This is a genomic window from Hymenobacter sp. (assembly GCF_036388155.1).
GTDB lineage: Bacteria > Bacteroidota > Bacteroidia > Cytophagales > Hymenobacteraceae > Hymenobacter.
In genome coordinates, this window is the sequence record NZ_DASVSI010000135.1 from 30,417 (window position 1) to 50,882 (window position 20,466).

Below are 20,466 nucleotides of genomic sequence, written 5' to 3' on the forward strand. Positions count from 1 at the left end.
CGCTGGCCGGGCCAAGCGTTGCTTAGGCCGCTACTTCGGCCAAAGGTTGCCGGGCAAACGAACTGGTCCGGTAGCGGTGGCGCACGTAGCGGCTGCCGGGCACCTCCACGTATTTGTGCAGCACGTAGCTCAGGCCCAGACTCAGGATGAAGCAGATGGCGGCCATCACGTAGCTGTCAGTAATCACCTGGCGTTGCGAATTCTCAATGGTCAAATACCGAATGATGAGTTGGTGAATCATATAAAAGCTGAAGCTGATTTCCCCCAGAAACACCAATAACTTGGCTGAAAACAACGCCGACAGGTACCCACGCTGGTACGCAAACGAGAAAATGACCAAGGATATGGGCAGCCAGTAGTAGCACGAAAATCGATACACTTTGGGCACATCGTTGTGAAAATACAGGGCCACGGCCATTGCCGCAATCGACAAGCCTTCTAGCAGCGTGGCCCCCGGCCGGGAGCGAAAAGCCCGCCGCGCGTAGGCATGTTTGTACACCTGATGCAACAGAATGCCCAACAAAAAATCGACGATGCGAAAGAAGGGATTGATGTAAAAAAATTGGTGAAAATTTTCTTCCTGCGAAAGCTGAATGATGAATGGAACAGCGGCCAACAGCACCCAGCCGAAGCGGAGCAAAAGCTTGTTGCGAACGGCCAGAAACACAATGAACGGGAATGCGAAATAAAAAAACATCTCGTCCGACAGGCTCCAGGCGGGCCAATTGTAAGAGAAGTAGTAAGCCATGTTGGGCACGAAGGCCTGCAGCAGAGCCGCGTTGGTAAAGAGCTTGACAAGGCTGGCGGCTAGGTCGGCAGTGAAGGCCACGCCGTCTTCGGGGGCGTAAAGCATCAATAGCAATCCGAGCAGCAACGTGAGCAGGTGCAGCGGATACACCCGCGCAATGCGGGCCACCCAGAACTCGCGAAACGTGACCTCGCGGCTCAGCAGGCGCTCGTCGTAGTTGAACGACAGGATGAAACCGCTCAGAATAAAGAAGAAGCCGACGCCGATGAACCCTTCGCTCAGCACCAAGGTGTAGAATCTGTTAAAATCAGGGTATTTCTCGGCGTCGAAAAACTGCAGGTGGCTACCGAACACCATGAGGGCAAACAGAAACCGGAGCGAAGTGAGCGGTTTTATCATGCAGCCAAATTACGGCGCTAGCGGCAGGTTTGTGACGGCTCGGCTTCATTCCGTTGCCCGGTTCGTTCGATGGACGGGACAAGCCCCGAGGCAATACGGTGCCTTTTCAGTTGGTCTCAGGGCACATGTTGCCACTTCCCCAGCTATAGAAAAATCTTGTTCATCCCATCGTCACGTTTGCCTTGATATTTTGAGGTTTCTTAGCCTCGAAGGGGCTCATTAAGAAGCTAGCCCAGAAAAACATATTGAGTTGATTTATAACAAATTTACTTCTGCCAAGAGTCCTTTTTCACGCAAGCGGGAGCGGTAGGCAGCCCCTTCCGTAAAAAAAGCAAGTCGTTAATTTATAGCACTGTAAAATTAATTGGATGTATTTAAACTATATTAGCAGTAAGCCATTTACACAGAAGCAATGACTTGTATTCTATGCAGTAACTTTCTGATTAATTGAGTGTACCTGGCCTTACGGCTCTCTTAATGAATAAACCGTTATCTATCCAGTTGCTGTACCAACAAGGCGTTATACAATTCCGCGACCAACTTGCGGTAGTGGCTGGTGAGCGCGCCTATACCTACGGTGCGATAGGCGAGGCAGTAACTCGCTTGTGTTCACAAATTTCTGCACAGGCACCGGAGGCAGCGTTCATTGGCGTCAGCACGACCCGAGGGTGGGCAATGGTGGTGAATGTGTTGGCCATTCTGCAAGCGGGAAAAACCTACGTGCCGCTCGACCCGCAGTACCCGACCGCGCGCCTGCAGCAAATAATAGACAACGCCGGGCTTGCTTATTGCTTGGCGCCAAGCGAGGAAACTGCCCTTTTTGAAGGGCTGGGGCTGCACGTCGTGGTGGCGGAAGATGGCCCAGCTGCCAACCCCCAGGCAGAAGCTATTGGTAACGAGCATTCTGGCAAGCAAGAGGCCGCTTATGTGCTTTATACTTCCGGTTCGACGGGCGTGCCCAAGGGCGTGAGCATGGGCCATGCGGCGCTGCTGAACCTACTGCAATGGCAACAAGCCAATTCGACGGCTGGCCCTGGGACGCGCACGCTGCAATTTGCGCCCCTGAGCTTCGACGTGTCGTTTCAGGAAATATTCGCTACCCTGACTACCGGCGGCATACTGGTGTTGGCGAATGAAGCGCAGCGCCGGGACTTGGCTGCCCTTCTTAACTTTATTGACTCGGCGCGCATCAATCGGCTTTTCCTGCCTTTTGTAGCCTTGCAGCACTTGGCCGAAATGGCGGTGAGCCGCCGGCAGTTTCCGGCCACACTCACGGAAGTCATGACGGCGGGCGAGCAGCTGAAAATCACGCCGCAGCTGGCCGATTTTTTTACCGCTCTGCCGGCCTGCACCCTGTACAACCAGTACGGGCCCACCGAGTGCCACGTGGTGACCCAGCTGGTGCTGCACGGGGACCCGGCCGGCTGGGAACGACTGCCGGCCATTGGCCAAGCCATTGCCAACACGGTGGCGCATGTGCTCACGCCCGACTTGCAGCCCGTGCCGGCTGGCGAAATAGGCGAGCTGTGCATCAGCGGGGTATGCCTGGCCGACGGCTACTTAAACCAGCCCGAGCTAACCGCTGAGAAATTTATTATCTGGTCCCCGCCCACCGGCCCGGTCATTCGCCTGTACCGCACCGGCGACCTGGCCCGGCTGCGGCCCACTGGCGACCTGGAGTTTTTGGGCCGGCGAGATGAGCAGGTCAAGGTCCGGGGCCACCGCATCGAGCTTGGCGAGGTAGAGGCCTTGCTGGCTACGCTGCCCGGCGTGGGCCAGGTGGCCGTCGCGGTTCGTGAAATTGCCGAAGGGCACCCCGACCTGGTGGCGTATGTGGTGCCGATGGGTGAAGCCAACGTGGAGCCCGCCACCCTGCGCCTGGCAGCCGCCCAGGTACTGCCAGCCTACATGCTGCCCGCCGCGTTTGTCGTGCTGGCCGAATTTCCCAAAACCAGCAGCGGCAAAATCAACCGGCAAGCCCTGCCGGCCCTTGCCACGCAACGGCGCGCGGCGCTGGGCCTCCCCTATCGGGCGGCGCGCACCGCCACCGAGCGCAGCTTGGCGGCGGTATGGGCGCGAATGCTGCGACTGGAAGAAGTAGGCGTTGATGACAACTTCTTTGAGTTGGGAGGCACTTCGCTGCTGGCGCAAACCGCCGTGGCCCTGCTTCAGGCTGAGTCCGACATCAAATTGCCCGTCACGCAGCTCTACCAACACCCCACCGTGGCCGGTGCCGCGGCCTATTTAAATGAGCAGCGCAACCAAGTTGCGGCCGAAGACGAGCCAACTGCGCCGGAGCCCGCCCGCGCGCTGGCCCATGAGGTGGCCATCATCGGCATGGCAGGTCGTTTTCCGGGCGCCCAAACCATAGAGGAGCTGTGGGACGTGTTGCGCGAGGGCCGCGAAACCACCCGCTTTTTCACCCCCGCCGAGTTGGATGCCACCATCGCGCCGGCCCTGCGCAACGACCCGCGCTACGTGGCGGCTCGGGGCGTCATTGCCCACGCCGATGAATTCGACGCCTCTTTTTTCAAGCTAAATCCCAAACTGGCCGCGGCCATGGACCCGCAGCAGCGGGTGTTTCTGGAAATTGCCTGGGAGGCCCTTGAGCAAGGCGGCTGCCTGCCGGCCCATTATGCGGGCCGGGTGGGCGTGTTTGCCGGAGCTGGCAACAACTCCTATTACCCGCACAATGTGCAGGGCAATGCGGCGGTCCTGGCCCAGCTGGGCGACTTCCAGGTGATGACCGTGAACGAGAAGGACTACATGGCCTCTCGGGTTGCTTACACGCTGGACCTGCGGGGGCCCGCCGTGAGCGTGCAGTCGGCGTGCTCAACGGGGCTGCTCGCAGTGGCGCAGGCCGTGCAAAGCCTGCGCGCCGGGCAGTGCGAAGTAGCGTTGGCTGGGGCGGCCAGCATCACCTCCCCGCTCAATAGCGGCTACCTCTATCAGGAAGGCTCCATGCTGAGCGCCGATGGGCACTGCCGCCCTTTCGATGCACAGGCCAAGGGCACCGTTTTCAGCGACGGTGCGGCCGTGGTGCTGCTCAAGCCGCTCGACGCGGCTTTGCGGGACGGTGACCGGTTATATGCCGTTATCAAAGGCGTGGGCATCAGCAACGACGGCGGCAAGGGCAGCTTTTCGGCCCCCAGCGCCACGGGGCAGGCGGCGGCCATCTCGGCGGCGCTGGCCGATGGCGCCGTGGCCCCGGCTAGCATCAGCTACGTGGAAGCCCACGGCACGGCCACGCCCATTGGCGACCCCATTGAAGTGGAAGGGCTGCACTTGGCTTTTGGGCCGGGAGCACCCGCCAGCTGCGCGCTGGGCTCCATCAAGAGCAACATGGGGCACCTTACGGCTGCCGCCGGCGTGGCGGGCCTGATAAAAACCGTGCTGGCGCTGCAACATCAGCAATTACCAGCCTCTCTGCATTATACCCAGCCTAACCCGCTGCTGGATTTGGCCAACGGACCGTTTTTCGTGAACGCGCAGTTGCGGGAGTGGCCCGCGGGCGGGGCCGCCCCGCGCCGGGCGGGCGTGAGCTCATTTGGGGTAGGGGGCACCAACGTGCACGTGGTGCTTGAGGAAGCGCCCGAAGCACAAGTCGCCCCGGAGCCTGAAAACCGCACCGTCGCAGCCACGCGTCCTGCCCAGCTCATCACCTGGTCGGCGCGCACGGCGAGCAGCTGCAGCGCTTACGCTCAGCACTTGAGCAGTCGTCTCGCCGCGGCGCCCAATTCGACGCTGGCCAAGGTGGCTTTCACGCTCCAAACCACCCGGCAGCCCATGAGCGAACGGCGGTTTGTGGTGGCAGCCAGTGCGGAGGAAGCCGCCGCAGCTTTGCAATTGGCGAGCAGCGCTTCTGCACCGGGCAGCGCCGGAACGGTAACCGAGCTGCCGGGGGCCGTGGCCTTTCTATTTCCGGGCCAGGGTGCGCAATACCTGGGCATGGGAAGCGGCCTCTACGCCACCGAACCGGTCTTCCGGGCCGCGGTAGACGAGTGCGCAAGCTTGCTGCAGCAGTTTTTGGACGTCGACATTCGCCAAGTCATCCACCCCGCCGAGAACGCGGACGCTGCCGCAGCGGCCTCCCGCTTGCAGAATACGCGCTACACCCAGCCGGCCCTGTTTGTGGTAGAGTATGCGCTGGCTAAACTGTGGCTCAGCTGGGGCATTAGTCCCACGGCGCTCTGCGGGCACAGCATCGGAGAGTGGGTAGCCGCCTGCCTGGCGGGGGTATTCACCTTGGCCGATGCCCTGCAGCTGGTGGCGCGGCGGGGGCAGCTGGTGAGCGAGCTGCCCGGCGGCAGCATGCTGGCCATACGAGCCACCGAAGCCCGGGTGCTTGCCCTGCTGCCAGCTGGCTTGAGCGTCGCCGCGGTCAACGGCCGGCAGGCGGTGGTGGTAGCGGGCGAGGCGCCGTTGGTAACGGCATTCGCCGAGTTGTTGACAACTGAGGCCATTCCGAGCCGCCTGCTGGCGGCACAGCATGCCTTTCATTCGACGATGATGGCGCCGGCGGTGGCGGCGTTTGAGCGCGAAGTGGCGCTGGTGACGCTGGCAGTTCCGCAATTGCCCATCGTGTCTACGGTGACTGGCACTTGGCTAACCGATGCACAGGCCACGGACCCGAGCTATTGGGCCCAGCAGTTGCAAGCGCCCGTGCAGTTTGCTGCGGCTCTGGACACCATACTGGCTGAACCCAATCCGCTTTTGCTGGAGGTAGGGCCCGGTAACACCACGGCCACGTTGGCCCGGCAGCAGGCCGCGGGGCGTCCGCACGCGGCGCTGGCTGGTCTGCCCGCGCCAGCCAACGGCCTTACCGACTCCCATGCGCTGCTCACTACCCTGGGCCAACTCTGGCTGCGCGGCCTCGAGCCCGACTGGCGCGCTTTTTACGCCGGGCAGTCTTTAGAAAAGCTAGACTTACCGACTTACTGTTTTGATAGGCAGCGCTGCTGGCTCGACCCGGTGGGTCCCGCGCCGCGCACTGCCCCGGCAGTGGTGCCGGCCATCCCAACTCCTGCTGTGCTTCCTCCCGCTGCTATTTTACCCGAAATCCCAATGCGCCGCCCTGTCCTCCTGCAAAAAATAACCGCTGTGCTGGCCGAAGCCGCCGACATAGAAATTCTGCCCGCTCAAGCCAACCACAGCTTCCTGGAGCTGGGACTCGACTCCCTCTTGCTCACGCAAGTGGCTCTTAACCTAAGGAAGACCTTCGAGGTGCCCATCACGTTTCGGCAGTTGAGCGAAACGCTGGCGACGCCAGCGGCATTGGCGGCCTATTTGGATGAGCAGTTGCCGCCGGAACCCCACCGCGCCGCGCCGCCCATTATCGCGCCCAGTAGCAGCGCCCAGCCGGAACCGGCGGGCCTGCTACCCGCGGCTGCTCCCGATTCAGCCCTCGGCCTTATTGCGGCTCAGCTCCAGCTCCTGGCCCGTCAGGTGGCATTGCTGCAAGGAAGTGACGGCGCGGGCCCAACAAGGGAAATCCTGACGCCTAGCATAGCGCCTGCCAACAGCGCCAAAGCTCCGGCAGGGCCAGAACTCACGCCTGCGGAAGCGGCCGAGCACGCCAAGCCGTTCGGGGCTACGGCGCGCATCGAACGGCAATCTTCGGCGCCCATGCCCGCGGCCCAACAACGGTTTTTAACCGATTTCACCAAGCGGTACAATCAGAAAACGGGCGCTAGCAAGGCGTACGCCCAGCAGCACCGCCCCCACATGGCCGACCCGCGGGTGGTGTCGGGCTTCACGCCGCAGCTCAAGGAAATCACGTACCCGCTGGTGGTGAGCCGGTCGGCCGGCAGCCGGCTCTGGGACCTTGATGGCCACGAGTACGTGGACGTGCTCAACGGCTTTGGCTCGTCGCTGTTCGGCCACCAGCCAGCGTTTGTCAAAACGATTTTGCACGAGCAAATTGAAAGCGGCTACGAGGTGGGCCCCCAGCATGCCCTGGCCGGTGAGGTGGCGCAACTGCTGTGCGAGCTAACCGGCCACGACCGCGCGGCCCTGTGCAACACGGGGTCGGAGGCCGTGCTGGGCGCCCTGCGGGTGGCCCGCACCGTGACGGGACGCTCCCTGGTGGTGGCCTTCACGGGCTCGTACCACGGCATCAACGACGAGGTGATTGTGCGCGGCAGCCGGCAGCTGAAGAGCCGGCCCGCCGCCCCCGGCATCCTGCCGGAGGCGGTGCAAAACATGCTCATCCTGGACTACGGCACCGAGGAAAGCCTGCGCATCATCGCGGAAAGGGCCCATGAGTTGGCCGCCGTGCTGGTGGAGCCGGTGCAAAGCCGCCGACCCGAATTCCAACCCGTAGCTTTTTTGCAAGAAGTACGCCGCATCACGGCCGAGGCCGGGGTAGCGCTGATTTTTGACGAAGTAATTACCGGCTTCCGCCTGCACCAGGGCGGGGCACAAGCCTTGTTTGGGGTGCGCGCCGACTTGGCCACCTACGGCAAAGTCATTGGCGGCGGGCTACCCATTGGGGCCATTGCGGGCCGTCGTGGGTTCATGGATGCCCTGGATGGCGGCACCTGGCAGTACGGCGATGCCTCCGTACCCGAAATGGGCGTGACGTATTTCGCCGGCACATTTGTGCGCCATCCCCTGGCGCTGGCGGCGGCCAAAGCATCGCTGCACCACCTCCGGGCCGAGGGGCCGGAACTGCAAACCCGCCTCAACGCCACCACCCACCGCTTGGCCACGCAGCTCAACGCGGAAGCGGCCCGCTGGCAACTGCCGCTGCAAGTGGTGCAGTGCGGCTCCCTATGGAAAATCAAGTTTACCACTGAGCAGCCCTACAATACGCTTTTGTTCACGCTCATGCGCGAAAAAGGAATACACATCTGGGACCATTTTCCCTGCTTCCTCACCACGGCGCACACCGACGCCGACGTGGCACAGGTAGTAGCGGCTTTTGCCGCCAGCGCGGCCGAGTTGAGCGCGGCTTGCTTCTTTAGCGCGGCCGGCTTCTTTCCTGCCGCAGTTCTCCCCTTTCAGCCGGCGCCCGCAGAGCAGCCGCAACCAAATGCTGCGGCCCTCAACCGCCCGCCCGTGCCCGGGGCGCGACTGGGCCGAGACGCGGCGGGCAACCCCGCGTGGTTTCTGAGCGACCCCGTGCAGCCGGGCAAGTTCTTACAAGTAATCAATAATTAATTTAACTAATTATTAATACTTTCACAAGTATTAATACGCTACATTTTGAGCCAATATCCTTTGCTAGCAGTAGCACTGCGATGGGCTCATCTATCTTTTTAGTTTACCATGACTGTATCTGCGCTCGCGCCAGCCGTGCAAGCGGTTGATTTTAACCCCTTTGCCGGGGCTGAACTCACGCACTTGGTGCCGCTCACGGCTTCCCAAGCCGAGATTTGGCTGGCCTGCCAGCTCGGGGGCGACGATGCGAGCCGCGCGTACAACGAATCGGTTTCCCTGCGCTTGCACGGCGCAGCCTTCGACGTAGCCGCCCTGCGCACCGCCCTGAGTGCCCTGGCCGAGCGGCACGAGGCCCTGCGCGCCACTTGCAGCGCCGACGGCACCGTGCTCTGCATTGCCAGCGAACTCACCCCGGAGTTGACTTTCCAGGACCTGGCCGCTCACGACACCGCCGCTCGGGCCGCGGCCCTGGCGGCCCATGCGCAGGGACAGGCCCAGCACGTGTTCAACATGCAAGCTGGGCCGCTCTGGCACGTTGCTTTGCTGAAGCTGGCGGAAAATGAGTTTCATCTCACCTTCACCGCGCACCATCTCGTTTGCGACGGCTGGTCGCTGGGCTTGCTGCTGCAAGACCTGGGCCGGCTGTACTCAGCGGCGATTTGGGGAGTACCGGCTGTGCTGGCCACGGCCACTTCCTTCAGCGAATACGCCGATGCCGAGACCCTTTTCCAACGCACTGCCGAGTACCGCACTGTCGAACAATACTGGCTGCAAACCTACCGCGACGGGGCGCCGGCGCTGAATTTGCCCACCGATTTTCCGCGGCCCGCGGCCCGCACTTATCAAAGCAGCCGCCTCGACTATCCCCTGGACCCGACCTTGGTGGCCAGCCTGCGGCGGCTGGGCGTGCAGGTAGGCGCCAGTTTTGTGACCACGCTGCTGGCCGTATTCGAGGTGTTGTTGGGTAAACTCACCGGCCAGGAAGACCTTGTGGTGGGCATGCCCGCGGCCGGGCAGGCGGCCACCGGCCTGGCCACGGTGGTAGGCCACTGCGTAAACCTCCTGCCCCTACGCAGCCAGCCCGTGGGCTCCGCGCCCTTCGAAGACTACCTACGCAGCCGCAAGTCCACGCTTTTCGATGCACTGGAACACCAGCAGCTCACCTACGGCAGCCTACTGAGCCAGTTGCCGCTGCGCCGCGAACCCGGCCGCTTGCCTCTGGTGGCCGCGGTGTTCAACGTGGATATGGGCCTGGACGATGACGTGGTGTTCGACGGCTTTGCCCATGAGCTGCACAGCAACCCGCGCGCCTTCGAAAACTTTGAGCTTTCGCTCAATGCCAGCGGCCGGGGCAACCAGCTGGTGCTGGAATGCTCCTACAACGTGGCCCTGTTTCGGCCGGAGCGCATCGAGCAGTTGCTGGCCAGCTTTGCGCGCCTGGCCGAACAGCTCGTCGCCAATCCGGCCACCGTGCTGGCCGACCTGCAGCTGGCAGTCCCCGCCTTGCCTGAAGCCTATCAGCGGCTGAACGCCACCCGAGCCGACTACCCGGCCGCGGCCACCTTGCCTGCGCTCATTGCCGCGCAAGCCCGCGCCACGCCAACGAGCGTGGCCGTGGAATTTGGCGCGGTTACAATGACTTATGCCGAGCTGGACCATCAGGCCAACCAGCTGGCCCACTGCCTGCACGCCCATCAGGTGCAGCCCGGCGACTTGGTGGCCGTGGCGGTGGAACGGTCGGTGGGCCTGCTGGTGGCGCTGCTGGCGGTGCTCAAGTGCGGCGCGGCCTACGTGCCGCTCGACCCGGCGTATCCGGCCGAGCGCATCGAATTCATGCTGGCCGACTCAGGGGCCCGGCTCCTGCTCACGTCGGCGGGCGGCCTGCCGGGGTTGGGCACCGCAACCCCGCGCTTGGTGCTGGAGGAAGCGCTGGCCGAAGCCGTCGGGCTGCCCGGCACCGAACCCGCCCCCGCCAGCACTAGCGCCGCTCTTTGCTACGTGCTCTACACCTCGGGCTCCACCGGCCAGCCCAAGGGCGTGGCCATAACGCACCGCAACTTCGTTAATTTTCTGGTCAGCATGCAGCGGGAGCCCGGCATGGCGGCCACCGACCGGATGCTGGCCGTTACCACCATTTCGTTCGACATTGCGGGGATGGAGCTGTTTCTGCCGTTGATTAGCGGGGCCACCGTGGTGCTGGCCGACGCCTACAGCGTGCGCGACGGCCGCGCCCTGCGCCACCTGCTCGAAACCAAAAACATCACGATGCTGCAAGCCACGCCGGCCACCTGGCACCTGCTGCTGGCGGCGGGCTGGGAGCAGCCCCTGCCCCTGGTGGCGCTGTGCGGCGGCGAGGCCCTGCCCCTGGAGCTGGCCCGCCAACTGCTGCCCCGCTGCCGGGCCCTGTGGAACATGTACGGGCCCACCGAAACCACCGTTTGGTCGGCGGTGCAGCAGGTGCCGCCCAATCCGAGCGTCATAACCGTGGGCCGGCCCATTGCCAACATTCAGTACTACGTGCTGAACGAGCGGCGGGAGCCAGTGGCGCCGGGCACCCCCGGTGAAATCTTCATCGGCGGCGCGGGCGTGGCCCAAGGCTACTGGCAGCGCGAGGCGCTTACGGCCGAGCGGTTCACGGCCGACCCTTTCTCCGCCGAGCCCGGGGCCCGGCTTTACCGCACCGGCGACGCCGGCCAGTTGCTGGCGAATGGCGAAGTGCAGGTGCTGGGCCGGCTCGACAACCAAATAAAACTGCGCGGCTACCGCATCGAGCCCGGCGAGATTGAAGCGCACCTAACTCAGTTGCCCGGGGTGCGCCAGGCGGTCGTGGCCTTGCAGGCGCACGGGCCCCACGACCAGCGCCTTGCGGCCTACCTGGTGCTGGCCGAAGAGCCCGCCGCCCCGGAAACGACCGCCGAACAACTGGCGGCGCAGCTGGCGGCCCGCCGGGCCGGTTGGCAGGCGGCGCTGCGGGCCCACCTCCCGGCCTACATGGTGCCGGCCGATTTCGTGGTGCTGGCGGCCCTGCCGCTCACGCCAAACGGCAAGGTGAACCGCCGGGCCCTGGGCCAGGGCCCGGCGCCCGTGCCGCCTCCCGCACCCGTCACGGCAGTGGGCCACGTGGCCCCGCGCACCAGCGTTGAGCAACTCATAGCCGGCGTCTGGGCCAAGGCTTTGGGGTTGGCGAAGGTAAGTGTTTACGCTAACTTTTTTGACTTGGGAGGGCATTCGCTTATTGCCGTGCAGGTGATGGCGCAGCTAGAGAAAGTCAGCGGCAAGCGGCTGCCACTGGCGGCGCTCTTTACGCATCCCACCGTGGCGGCGCTGGCACTGCTGCTGCAGCTCGACGGCAAATTCATTACCTGGGACGCGCTGGTGCCCATCAAGCCGGCGGGCCAAAAAATGCCGCTTTATATTGTACACGGAGCGGGATTGAACGTCATGCTTTTCAACGCCCTGGCCCATAACCTGGACCCCGACCAACCCGTGTACGGCCTGCAGTCCAAGGGCCTGAACGGCGTAGACGAGCCCCTGGCGCGCATCGAGGACATGGCCGCGCACTACGTAGCGGCCATTCGCGTACAAAACCCCGACGGGCCGTATGCGCTGGCCGGGTTTTCGTTTGGCGGCATCATTGCCTTCGAAATGGCCCGGCAGCTGTTAGCGCTGGGCAATGAGGTTAGCATGCTGGCCGTGTTCGACACCTATGCCGACCAGTCGAACCACTCGGCCCCCTGGTACCGGCGGGTGCCGGGCACGGCCATGCTGACGCTCAAGGAATGGCTCTACAAACTCATGTTGGTGGCCCGGGCGCCCGGGCGCGCCACTGCCCGCCGGCGCCGCTTGCTCAAGCAGCGGCTGGCGCGCCTCAAGCACCGCAGCCCCGCGCTGCCAGAAGCCAATGCCAGCCAGCAAGCGCGCATCGACCGCACCAACGAGCAGGCCTGGCGGCAGTATGTGTTCTCGCCCCTGCCCATAGCGGTTGAGCTGTTTCGAGCGCGTGAGCGCACGTTCTATATGCCCGACCCCACATTTTTGGGCTGGAAGCCGCTGGCCCTGCACGGCGTCAACGTTCACGACATGCCCGGGGAGCACAGTTTAATGTTTGCCCCTCCGCACGACAAGGCGTTTGCCGCCTCCCTGCAAGCCGTGCTAAACCAAGCCGCCGCGGGCTAAGCGCATGGTGGCCGAACCAACCTGCTGGCTACCAATTGCTGTTGAGGCCGCGGCTAGCCAGGAGCCACCCAGTTCGGTACTAACGGTTTACCGCTTGGCCCTGGCCGAATTTGAGCACCTGGAATCTGTTCTCCTCAAGCGGGTCAGTGCAGCGGAGCAGGCTCAGGCGGGGCGCTACCTCCGCCCCGCCGACCGGGCGCGGTTTCTGGTTGGACGGGCGGGCCTGCGGGTGCTCCTGGGGCGCTTATTACGCTGCGCCCCTAGCGCCGTGCCGCTGGAAACGAATGCTTTCGGCAAGCCACAGCTGCCAGCGCCAGCAGCTGTGCAATTCAACGTCACGCATTCGGGGGCGTGGGTGGTAATAGCCCTGGGTGCCCAGCCGGTTGGCATCGACGCAGAGAAAATAGAGCCTGGTTTCGACTACGAAGCCGTGCTGGCTCACAGTTTCGGCGCGGCCGAACAGGCTGCAATCCGCCAAAGTGCCCATCCTCAAGCGGCCTTTTATGCCCACTGGACCCAGCACGAAGCGCGCGCCAAAGCCGCCGGCCACGGCCTGCTCGGCCGCCGGACTTCCGACCAGGCGGCCGAGTGGACGGTGCTCAGTTTAGACGTGGCTCCGGGCTACGCCGCCGCACTTGCGTACCCAAGCAGCTGGCGGCCGGTGTTGCAGTATCGCACGTGCGACGTCGGCCTTATCGGCTAGTTCTGCTTGCCGCTCTTGCTGCCGCCGGCTTTGCCTTGGCCGCCGTCGCCGCGGGGGCCTTTGGCGGTGTGCGAGGTTTGGGCGCTGGGCGTGCGCAGGTGCGGCTCGCGGCTCTGGCCGGCGCCTTTGGTGCCGCCCTGGTCGCGGTTGGGGCTGGTGGTGTCGGGGTTGAGTTCGGCGTGGCGGCCGGGCGTATTGCCCCCGTCGCCGCTGATGACGCTGGAAACGCCGTCGGACGAGCCGGTGTCGGCAGTGCTGTCGGGGGAGTAGAATCCTTCGCCGGTGCCGGTGCGCTCGTGGTGGGGCAGGTCGGGGTTGGGGCCGCCCTGGCGCATTTCGTCGCCTTCGCGGCGGTAGTTTTCTTTGTCGTGCTCGCGGCGCTCCTGGCGGCGGGTTTCGGCGTTCTCGTGCTCTTGGTTGTCGGACATGGCTGGATAGGAAGTAAGCATGGAAAGGCTTTTTATACGAGCAAATTCAAATCATGACAGCTTGTAGCTGTGATGTTTATCTATTTTGTCGCAGAACGAAGCGCTTACATAAACTACCGACGAACTAAGTTGTGCGGGCATTCATCATCTTACTTTATTTTTTTGCCGTTCATGAAAAAAGCAGTTCTCTCCCTCGCATTGGCATTGGCCGTGGCAGGCTCTTGGGCTTTTTACCCGAAACCAGCCGAGCCCGCAGGGTCCATGATGGTCATCAGCAATGTGTCGTTGGGCTTCGATGCAGTGGCCTCGATTATTACCGTTGCCCCCGACGGCACCCAACAAGAGAAAGCGGTGGAATTCAATCGGGGCAGTGCCAAGAAAGTAGCAGCCAACCTGACCGAAGTGCACAAAGCCACCTTGGCAACCATCAACCAATACACCCGAGCCGGCTGGCACGTCGTGAGCGTCACCCCAAGCGGCTTAGCCAATCAAGGCAGCACGTTTTTTAGCCAGAGCGTCTATCTGCTGGAGAAATAACGGGTCTTTGACACAGGAAATTTTGCAAACAAAAAAGCCGCCCTGGCAATAGGGCGGCTTTTTTGTTTACTCTGCGTAGCGTCTATTTAAATGCCTGAATGCCGGTGATGTCGGCTCCCGTGATGAGCAAGTGAATGTCGTGGGTGCCTTCGTAGGTAATTACCGATTCCAGGTTCATCATGTGGCGCATGATGGGGTATTCGCCCGTGATACCCATGCCGCCGTGGATTTGGCGGGCTTCGCGCGCTACGTGCAGGGCCATGTCCACGCTGTTGCGTTTGGCCATCGAAATCTGGGCGCTGGTGGCTTTGCCTTCGTTTTTGAGCACGCCCAGGCGCCAGGCCATGAGTTGGGCTTTGGTGATTTCGGTAATCATCTCGGCCAGTTTCTTCTGCTGGAGCTGGAAGCCGGCCAGGGGCTTGCCGAACTGCTCGCGCTGCAGCGAGTACTTCAGGGCCGACTCGTAGCAGTCGATGGCCGCGCCAATGGCGCCCCAGGCAATGCCGAAGCGGGCCGAATCGAGGCAGGAGAGCGGGCCGCGCAGGCCTTCGATGTTCGGCAGGATGTTCTCCTTGGGAATCTTCACGTCCTCAAATACCAGCTCGCCGGTGGTGCTGGCGCGCAGGCTCCACTTGTTGTGGATTTCGGGCGTGCTGAAGCCTTCCATGCCGCGCTCCACAATCACGCCTTTGATGCGGCCTTGCTCGTTTTTGGCCCACACCACGGCCACCTGGCACTCGGGCGAGTTTGAAATCCAGAGTTTGGCGCCGTTCAGCAGGTAGTGGTCGCCTTTGTCCTCGATTTTGGTGGTCATGCCGCCGGGGTTCGAGCCGTGGTCGGGCTCGGTCAGGCCGAAGCAGCCGAGCCACTCGCCGCTGGCCAGTTTGGGCAGGAACTTCTTGCGCTGCTCTTCCGAACCGTATTGATAGATGGGGAACATCACCAGCGAACCCTGCACCGACGCCGTGGAGCGCATGCCGGAATCGCCGCGCTCAATTTCCTGCATGATGAGGCCGTAGCTGATGTAGTCCAGGCCGCCGCCGCCGTATTCCTGCGGAATGGTGGGACCAAAAGCGCCCACGTCGCCGAACTTCTTGACGATTTCGGAAGGAAAGTGCGCGTCCTGCGCCCACTTCTCGATGTTGGGCGAAATTTCCTTCTTGACGAAGTCGCGAATGCTTTGGCGGATGAGCAGGTGCTCTTCGGTGAGCAGGCCGTCGAGGTCGAAATAGTCGGTGAAGCCGTTGGCGTTGGTGCTGCCTTTTTGGGCAGTGTGGGCTTTGGCTTGCGGGGAAAGAACGTCGGCTTCGGAAGACATGGGCGGGAGTTGGGAGTGAGAGTGGGCGTGTTGAGACAAAGGTAACAGCCCGGGCGACGGCGCGGTTCGGGGCCCAGGTTCTCGCCATGCTGCCAGCCCCGACCCAGTGGCGCAGGCTCACCGCTTTTCGCTTCTTTCGGCTGCAAATCGTATGCTTGCCACAACGCTTCATTCATCCAAGGGCCCCGTATGAGCCACGCCAAGAAACTAAACGAACTGGAAGCCACCGCCATTTGCGGCAACGACATTTCCTCGTCCTGTCTGCCGTGGCCGTGCTCAGCGGGGCCGTGCTCACGTCGTTTGTGGGCGTGAGCGGGCTGATGAAGCGCATGACGCTCGACCGCATTCTGCCGCAATTCTTCCTCAAGGAAAACGGGCGCGGCAGCAACTACGTCATCCTCATCACCTTCTTTGTGCTGTGCGTGTCGGTGCTGCTGATTACCAACGGGCAGTTGGGGCCGCTGGCGGGCGTGTACACCATTTCCTTCCTGTCGGTGATGGCCTTTTTTGCCCTTGGCAACTTCCTGCTGAAGGGCAAGCGGCCCAACCTGCCGCGGCCGGTGTACGCGGGCATCCTCACGGTTACGCTGGCGCTGCTGGGCGTGCTGGCGGCCTTGTTTGGCAACGTCAAGATTCACCCCGAATACTTGATTGTGTTCCTGCAATACTTTCTGCCGGCCATGGCGGTGGTGACCATCATGCTCAACCGCTTGGCCATCCTGAGGCTGTTGCTGTCGGCCGCCGAGTCGTTGGCCAAGCACTTGCCGCGGGCCTCGCGCGTCGGCCGGCTTATGGTGCGGCGGCAAATGCGCGAGCTGGCCAGGCAGGAGTTTGTGTTCTTCACCAAAAGCGACAACGTGTTCAACATCAACAAGGTGATGGCCTACGTGGTGGAGAACGAATTCACCAATCGCCTCAAAATTGTGACGCTGCTCAAGGCAGGCGAAAAGTACCCCGAGGAATTGCTCAACGACATCCACGTGCTGGACCGCGCCTACGAACAGATTGAAGTGGACGTAGTGGCAATGGAGGGCCAATTCAGTCCCGAACTGATTGACAAGCTGTCGAAGAAGTGGCGCATCCCCAAAAACTTAATGTTCATCGGCTCGCCCGGTGACCAGTTTCGTACCAGATTTCCGAGCTGGGCGGCGTGCGACTGGTTATCTGAACCACGGATTCATGCGGATTTTTCGGATTTCACGAATTTTGTGGACGGCGCACATTGTGCCACCACTTCTTCTACTTCCCATAATTCTTTTACTTCCCATAAAAAAAAGGCCCCTCAATGAGGGGCCTTTTTGGGTTATCATTGGATTACAATCGTCCACAAAATTCGTGAAATCCGAAAAATCCGCATGAATCCGTGGTTCAGAATTTCACGCCCACCGAGGCCAAGAAGTTGCGCGTGGCTTGCGGATAGAAATAATTGAAGGTTTCCTGGCGGCCGCTGAAGCCCACGTAGCTGTAGGTGTAGCCGTTGGCCACGTACTCGCGGTTCAGCACGTTATTGACCAGGACAGCCAGCTCAATCTCCTTCATAAAGGACGGATGAATGGCGTAGCGCACCCGGAAATCCAAGGTATTGTAGGGCTTGATGCTGCGGTTTTCGTTCTCAGAATTGTCGAGGTACTGGCGGGCTACCGTCTTCAGCAGCAGCGCCACGCGCAGGTTCTTCAGCGGCTGGCCTTCCAAGGTGTGAGCTGACACCACGGCGGGCGAGTAGGAAATGGCGGACGTGCGCGGCGCGGCTACCACGGCTTCAAAATTCTCGTCATACACCACGTCGCGATAGTTCAGAATGCGGTTCTGGCTCAGCGTGAGCGTGCTGCTGAGGCTGATTTTGTCATTGGCCGACACGAAGCCGGTGAGCTCCACGCCGCGGCGGTAGCTGCGGGCCACGTTGGTACGCAGGGGCGTGCCCACGTCGTTGAGCTGGCCGGTGGCCACCAGCTGGTTGCGGTAGTTCATGTAAAAGCCGTTGGCCTCGAAGCGCAGGGCCGTGCCGGGGCCCAGCAGGTTGAGGCCGGTGCGGGTGAGGCGGTAGCCGCCCTCAAAGTCGTGGAGGCGCTCAGCTTGGGCGGTTTGCTGGCCAGCCGGGCGGTCGGTAAAGTCGGAGCGCACGGGCTCGCGCTGGCCCACGGCGAAGCTGGCGTAAAGCTGCTGGCCCTCGGCGAGGGTGAACGTGGCGCCGGCTTTGGGGTTGAAAAAGGTGTAGGCGGCCCGGGTGGTCACGTCGTTCTGCTCATCCTCCACCCCGTCGATGCGGTACTTGATGTGGCGCACCTGCACGTCGCCGTACACCCCCAGCTTCCGCAGCACCTGCCAGGTGGCGCGGGCGTAGGCGTTGTAGTCGGTTTTGCGGGCGTTGTTGAAATAGTAGCGCTGGCGCAGGGAGCTGTTGGACGCGTATTGGGCCCAGATGATTTCGCCGTAATGGTCGTTGTCGAACTGGTTCCAGGCGCCGCCCAGCGTGGCTTGCACCTTGCCATCCTGGGGCTGGTAGTTCAGGGCGAACGTGCCGCCGTAGAAGTAGTTATCCAGCCATTTGCGGTCCACGAGGTTGGTGCGGGTGATGGTGTCGCCGCCGATGATGACGTCATTCAAGCCGTAATCCGAGAAGCGGCGGCGCTCGCGGTAGCTCTCGTAGTACCCAAAGCCGCGGGTGAGGTGCAGGGCCGCGCCCAGGTTCCAGTCGGAGCCCAGGCCTTGCGAGAGGTGCAGCTGGTAGTGGTTCTGCTGGTAGTTGTCGGTCTGGTTGTCGTAGGTGTAATAGCTGTAGCGGCGGCCTTCCGCGAGCACCCGGGCCGCGTCGGCTTCCGACAGTTCGCCGTTGTCGACGTAAACCTGCAGCTGCTCGCGGTTGCCGGTGAGGGCCGGCTCGGGCACGCCGTTCCAGGCCTGGTAGGTTCGCTCCCGGCCCGAGAAGGTAATGAACTTGAGCAGCGTGTTCTTGGCCTGGTAGCCGGCGGCGAGGTAGTACGACTTCAGGTCCGAGGCCGCCCGGTTCATGTAGCCGTCGGTGGCAATGCGCGAGAGCCGGCCGTCCACCGTGAAGTGCCCGTTTATGAGGCCGGAGCCAAACTGCACGTTGTTTTTCCAGGTGTTGAACGAGCCGTAGGTGTTCTGGCTTTCGGCGTAGGCCTCGCGGCGGTTGTCGAGCGTGGAGATGTTGATGCTGGCCCCGAAGGCCGCGCCGCCGTTCTGGCTCGTGCCCACGCCGCGCTGCACCTGCAGGTTGTTGACGGACGAAGCCAGGTCCGGCAAATTCACCAGGAAAGAACCGCGCGATTCCGGGTCGTTCAGCGGCACTCCGTTGATGGTCATGTTGATGCCCGTGTTGCTCGTGCCCCGAATGCGAATGTCGGTGTAGCCCACGCCCGCCCCGGCGTCGGAGGTCACCACCACGGAGGGCGTCTGGTCGAGCAAGTAGGGCAGGTCCTGGCCGAAGTTGCGCTTGGCGAGGTCTTCTTTACTGACGTTGGTATAAGCCGTGGCCGTGCGGTCGCTGGCGCGTTGGGCCGTCACCAGGGCCTCACCGGTTATCACGGCGCTGGGCTGCAGGGCACTTTTGATGCGCTGCTCCGCGGGCTGGCCCTCCACGCGTTGCACCAGCGCTTCGTAGCCCAAAAAGGAAACGCGCAGCTCGTGCGCGCCGGCTGGCACGGCCGGTAGCGTGAAGGCGCCCGTGGCGTCGGTGGTGCCGCTGGCCGCCCCGTCGAGCAGAATGGTGGCACCGGGCAGGGTCTCGCCCGTGCGGGCATCGGCTACAATGCCGGACACGGGGCCTTGTGCCCATGCCGGCGCGGCGGTCAGCGCCAGCAGCGCGGCCCCCGCAAAAAGGGTAGTTTTCAAAAAGATTATGGCGTAAAAAATGGAACGCGCCGTCGCCCCAGGGGTCGGAGCGGCAGCGGAAACGTCCGCGGATTGTTTGTTCCCTTCGCCGGCATTACCCGGTTCAGGTTCGATGGGTATCATCTCAGCCGATGTCGTGCACAACATCAGCACCCCTAAACATGCGGCAAAGGTAGTGCGGCGCGGCGGGATGGCCGATGGCCGCCATTAATTACTCGGCCCGCGGAAACTTGCAGCTTGTCGGTTTGTTGAAAGTCAGTTAATTTAGGACGTCGGTTGGCGCAACGCCAGCCCGTGAACCTGCGTTGTATGGGTTGCACCGCTTTAGTCGCTTTCGTCATGTTTAGCCTTGTCTACGCCGTAGCCTTTTGCGCCTTCTTTTTGTTCGTGCTGGTGCTGCCGCGGCGCCGGCGTGTCGTGCCGCCGCCCCCGCCCTCCGACGGCGACGACGACGGCGGCGAACCGCACGACCCGGGCTTGCCCGACCTCGACCTGCCGCCCGGCATTTCGCGCCCCATCAACGATTGGGAGCCCGAGTACAACCGCCGCCGCATTGGCGTATAAAATTCTGTGCACCAGTAATTTACCTTACTGCTTTTAGCATTACAGGACGCAGCTCATCCGCACGTAGGGAATAGGCCCTTTGTAGAATATTTCGCCTTCGGGCTGCATGCCGAAACGGGCATAAAAGCCCGCGCTGTCCTGCCGGGCATCGCACCAGATGCGTTGCGCCGCCAGCTGCCGGGCCTCATCGAATACCCGGCCCAACAAGACCGTGCCGATGCCCTGCCGCTGGCAGTCGGGCCGGGTGGCAAACTTGCGAAACCGGGCTTTGCGGCCCTCCACAAACAAGGAAATGACGGCCACCAACTCTTCTTGTTGGAAAGCCCCGAAATGGTGGCCCGCGGCGTCGTTTTCAACCTTCACGTATTCTAGCGGCTTATCGGGCCACAGCACTTGGTGGCGCAAGGCGTAAGTGGCCTCGGGCGCGATGCGGCGAATGTCGACTGCCATGTCCTAGGAAGCTGTTTGCGTTAGCAACAACTGCGCTTGTTTGCGGTAGAGACGCAATATGTTGCGTCTCGTCGTTGAACAATACTGCCTGAACGAAGCCCGAACGGCGCACACGACGAGACGCAACATA

11 protein-coding genes and 1 riboswitch are annotated in these 20,466 nt (G+C 62.5%); of the genes, 6 read left to right on the top strand and 5 right to left on the bottom strand.

Going from position 1 to position 20,466, the window contains the following annotated elements; translation table 11 throughout:
• Window positions 1–22: 22 nt before the first annotated feature.
• The gene (locus tag VF629_RS18715; RefSeq protein WP_331060026.1) at window positions 23–1,147 is read right to left on the bottom strand and encodes an acyltransferase; all 1,125 of its coding nucleotides are present in this window, start codon (window positions 1,145–1,147) and stop codon (window positions 23–25) included.
• Window positions 1,148–1,624: 477 nt separating this feature from the next.
• Here VF629_RS18715 and VF629_RS18720 point away from each other — a divergent pair, with 477 nt between their 5' ends.
• From VF629_RS18720 to VF629_RS18730, 3 genes are all read left to right on the top strand, one after another.
• Window positions 1,625–8,308: an amino acid adenylation domain-containing protein gene (locus VF629_RS18720; protein ID WP_331060027.1), complete on the top strand. Its 6,684-nt coding sequence runs from the start codon at window positions 1,625–1,627 to the stop codon at window positions 8,306–8,308.
• Between the two features lie 108 nt (window positions 8,309–8,416).
• Window positions 8,417–12,484, top strand: coding sequence for an amino acid adenylation domain-containing protein (locus VF629_RS18725; RefSeq protein ID WP_331060028.1), 4,068 nt, complete (start codon window positions 8,417–8,419; stop codon window positions 12,482–12,484).
• A gap of 94 nt (window positions 12,485–12,578) precedes the next feature.
• The gene (locus VF629_RS18730) at window positions 12,579–13,187 is read left to right on the top strand and encodes a 4'-phosphopantetheinyl transferase family protein (protein WP_331060029.1); all 609 of its coding nucleotides are present in this window, start codon (window positions 12,579–12,581) and stop codon (window positions 13,185–13,187) included.
• Here VF629_RS18730 and VF629_RS18735 read toward each other — a convergent pair.
• Window positions 13,184–13,615, bottom strand: coding sequence for a hypothetical protein (locus VF629_RS18735; RefSeq protein WP_331060030.1), 432 nt, complete (start codon window positions 13,613–13,615; stop codon window positions 13,184–13,186). The genes VF629_RS18730 and VF629_RS18735 overlap by 4 nt on opposite strands.
• 171 nt (window positions 13,616–13,786) lie before the next feature.
• Here VF629_RS18735 and VF629_RS18740 point away from each other — a divergent pair, with 171 nt between their 5' ends.
• The gene (locus VF629_RS18740) at window positions 13,787–14,152 is read left to right on the top strand and encodes a hypothetical protein (protein ID WP_331060031.1); all 366 of its coding nucleotides are present in this window, start codon (window positions 13,787–13,789) and stop codon (window positions 14,150–14,152) included.
• An 82-nt stretch (window positions 14,153–14,234) separates the two neighbouring features.
• On the opposite strand, the gene VF629_RS18745 is transcribed toward VF629_RS18740, so the two are convergent.
• Window positions 14,235–15,470 (bottom strand): acyl-CoA dehydrogenase family protein, encoded by a 1,236-nt coding sequence (locus VF629_RS18745; protein ID WP_331060032.1) that lies wholly within the window; start codon window positions 15,468–15,470, stop codon window positions 14,235–14,237.
• A gap of 266 nt (window positions 15,471–15,736) precedes the next feature.
• On the opposite strand from VF629_RS18745, the gene VF629_RS18750 reads away from it, so the two are divergent.
• Complete coding sequence (locus VF629_RS18750) at window positions 15,737–16,759, top strand: amino acid permease (RefSeq protein WP_331060033.1); 1,023 nt, start codon at window positions 15,737–15,739, stop codon at window positions 16,757–16,759.
• A 79-nt stretch (window positions 16,760–16,838) separates the two neighbouring features.
• Here VF629_RS18750 and VF629_RS18755 read toward each other — a convergent pair whose 3' ends face one another.
• Entirely contained in the window at window positions 16,839–19,322 is a 2,484-nt protein-coding gene (locus VF629_RS18755) for a TonB-dependent receptor (protein ID WP_331060034.1), read from the bottom strand.
• Between the two features lie 61 nt (window positions 19,323–19,383).
• Window positions 19,384–19,489, bottom strand: a riboswitch (TPP riboswitch).
• A 172-nt stretch (window positions 19,490–19,661) separates the two neighbouring features.
• Between VF629_RS18755 and VF629_RS18760 the strand changes: the two genes are divergently transcribed.
• Window positions 19,662–19,886, top strand: coding sequence for a hypothetical protein (locus VF629_RS18760; RefSeq protein ID WP_331060035.1), 225 nt, complete (start codon window positions 19,662–19,664; stop codon window positions 19,884–19,886).
• Window positions 19,887–19,925: 39 nt separating this feature from the next.
• Here VF629_RS18760 and VF629_RS18765 read toward each other — a convergent pair whose 3' ends face one another.
• Window positions 19,926–20,336 (bottom strand): GNAT family N-acetyltransferase, encoded by a 411-nt coding sequence (locus tag VF629_RS18765; protein ID WP_331060036.1) that lies wholly within the window; start codon window positions 20,334–20,336, stop codon window positions 19,926–19,928.
• Window positions 20,337–20,466: the final 130 nt, after the last annotated feature.